Genomic DNA, 3,026 nt, shown 5'->3' on the forward strand with positions numbered 1-3,026 from the left:
GGTATGACGCTGCCGGGCGCATCACCGTGCTGACCAACGAGAACGGCAGCCAGTCCACGTTCCGGTATGACCCGGTGGACAGGCTGACTGAACAGCGCGGTTTTGACGGCCGGACGCAACGTTACCACTATGACCTGACCGGAAAACTCACGCAGAGTGAAGACGAGGGGCTTATCACCCTCTGGCACTACGATGCGTCGGACCGCATCACGCACCGGACGGTGAACGGCGACCCGGCAGAGCAGTGGCAGTATGATGAGCACGGGTGGTTAACCACCCTCAGCCATACCTGTGAAGGCCACCGCGTGTCGGTCCACTACGGCTATGACGATAAAGGCCGCCTGACGGGTGAACGGCAGACGGTGGAGAACCCGGAGACAGGGGAGATGCTGTGGGAGCATGAGACGGGGCATGCGTACAGCGAACAGGGGCTGGCGACCCGTCAGGAGCCGGACGGTCTGCCGCCGGTGGAGTGGCTGACGTATGGCAGCGGTTATCTTGCGGGGATGAAGCTGGGCGGAACGCCGCTGGTCGAGTACACGCGGGACCGGCTGCACCGCGAGACGGCCCGTAGCTTCGGCGGGGCGGGCAGTACAGCGGGGTACGAACAGGCCACGGCGTACACCCTCACAGGGCAGCTACAGAGCAGGCACCTGAACCTTCCGCAGCTTGACTGTGACTATACGTGGAACGATAACGGACAACTGGTGCGCATCAGCGGCCCGCAGGAGTGCCGGGAGTACCGTTACAGCGGCACGGGAAGGCTGACGGGCGTCCACACTACGGCAGCGAACCTGGATATCGATATCCCGTATGCGACGGACCCGGCAGGAAACCGGCTGCCGGACCCGGAACTGCACCCGGACAGCACCCTCACGGCGTGGCCGGATAACCGCATCGCGGAAGATGCGCACTATGTCTACCGCTACGATGAATACGGCAGGCTGGCGGAGAAGACGGACCGCATCCCGGAAGGGGTGATACGGATGCACGACGAGCGGACCCACCACTACCACTACGACAGCCAGCACCGTCTGGTGTTCTACACGCGGATACAGCACGGTGAGCCGCAGGTGGAGAGCCGCTACCTCTATGACCCGCTGGGCCGCCGGACGGGAAAACGGGTGTGGCGGCGGGAGCGTGACCTGACGGGGTGGATGTCGCTGTCGCGTAAACCGGAGGAGACCTGGTACGGGTGGGACGGTGACAGGCTGACCACTGTACAGACCCAACAGACAAGAATCCAGACGGTATACCAGCCGGGAAGCTTCACGCCGCTCCTGAGAATCGAAACAGAGAATGGTGAACAGGCGAAGGCGCGGCACCGTAGCCTGGCGGAGGTGTTGCAGGAGGACACGGGTGTGACGCTACCGGCGGAGCTGGCGGTGATGCTGGGGAGGCTGGAGCGGGAACTGCGGCAGGGCAGCGTGAGTGAAGAAAGCCAGCAGTGGCTTGCGCAGTGCGGGCTGACGGCGGAACAGATGGCCGCGCAACTGGAGGCGGAATACATCCCGGAGAGGAAACTTCATCTTTACCACTGTGACCACCGTGGGCTGCCGCTGGCGCTTATCAGCCCGGAAGGGGAAACGGCGTGGCAGGGGGAGTATGACGAGTGGGGAAACCTGCTGGGCGAGGAAAGCGCGCAGCACCTTCAGCAGTCACTCCGTCTGCCGGGACAGCAGTATGATGAGGAGTCGGGGCTGTACTACAACCGCAACCGGTACTATGATCCGTTGCAGGGGAGATATATCACCCAGGACCCGATAGGGCTGAGAGGTGAATGGAATCTGTATAAATATCCATTAAACCCTGTTCGGTTTATAGATTCTTTGGGTTTAAAATTCCATGTTAACGGTGATCCAAGTGATTTTAATCAGGCTGTTGAGTATTTAAAACAAGATTCACAAATGAAAGAAGCTATAGATTTTTTATCAAGCTCTGAAGAAACTATAAATATAGAGTATATTGAAGGAACCAATGTTAGATTTAATTCGAATAATATGGCGATATATTGGAATAGTAGAGCATCTTTATTTTGTTCAACTGAATTAAACTCGAAATCACAATCGCCTGCATTAGGTTTGGGACATGAGTTTGCTCATGCGCAGTATTACCTTCTTGATAAGGAAAATTTCATGGCTCTTTTAAGCCGAACAGATAAGAAATATGAGAATAAAGAAGAGGCAAGGGTTATTACAATAATTGAATCGCGTGCGGCGAAAACTTTAGGTGAGTGTACCAGAGGAGCTCATAGTGGACTGCCTTTTTATCGGGTGGATGGACCGTTGCAGACGATGAAAATAACGGGTACGCCAGAATAGTGAGGTTTTTTATGATGAAATATTTGATGGTTTTATTGTCTCTATTTTCTGGTTCGGTACTGGGGATGGGGCGAGTGAATGAATTGTGTGGAATAGATAGCGTGAAAACGATAGAGATAATTAATCTTCCATCGTATGTTACCACGTTAGTTCCGCTTAGCAAGGAAGGTCTTAATGAAATATACAGATATAAAGTGGTGGTGAATGAAATTAGCGATCTTTATGCTGGTAAGATAATTGATTTATTGCAAATGAAGTATTTCAGAAAAGAAAAATATAACAATATAAGATGGGGGGTTAGTATCATTTCGAAAGGTAATAATAAATGTGAAATTTATTTTGATGCTTTTGGTGAATGTGGAAGTGTGAATGGCATTAACGTGTGTTTTGAAAAAAATGAAATGATAGGTTGGATTAAAAAAGAAATCCCTTTGCTGTCGCAAAAAATAGGTGGGCTTTAAATGGTAGGGCAATATTCAAAGACAGTATAGGTAACTATTTGTATGGCCATGTAAGGTAAAAGAAAAGGAATAAACCATGAGCGGAAAACCGGCGGCGCGGCAGGGCGACATGACCCGCAGGGAAAGATCATCAGAAGTTCACTTTTTGTACTAAATAATTCGCATTTTATGTTTAAAAATTGAGATATTCCTCATTACCTGAAGCTGTTTTTTATTGCTTATACATGATCAAATACTCCTTACA

The 3,026-nt window shown here is 51.7% G+C and carries 2 protein-coding genes; both read left to right on the forward strand.

Going from position 1 to position 3,026, the window contains the following annotated elements:
* Window positions 1–2,321 (forward strand): RHS repeat domain-containing protein (locus tag ACJHXA_RS23640; RefSeq protein ID WP_283512380.1); only part of this gene is annotated, 2,321 nt, incomplete at its 5' end.
* A gap of 11 nt (window positions 2,322–2,332) precedes the next feature.
* Window positions 2,333–2,782 carry an RHS element protein dsORF-h1 gene (locus ACJHXA_RS23645; protein ID WP_000978828.1) on the forward strand — a complete coding sequence of 150 codons (450 nt, stop codon included), beginning with the start codon at window positions 2,333–2,335 and terminating at the stop codon, window positions 2,780–2,782.
* Window positions 2,783–3,026: the final 244 nt, after the last annotated feature.

This window comes from Escherichia sp. WS33 (assembly GCF_046486385.1).
Classification (GTDB): Bacteria; Pseudomonadota; Gammaproteobacteria; order Enterobacterales; family Enterobacteriaceae; genus ECMA0423.

Excerpts from the sequence above, each read along its gene's own strand:
- ACJHXA_RS23645 (WP_000978828.1), top strand. The coding sequence starts at position 2,333 with ATGATGAAATATTTGATGGTTTTATTGTCTCTATTTTCTGGTTCGGTA.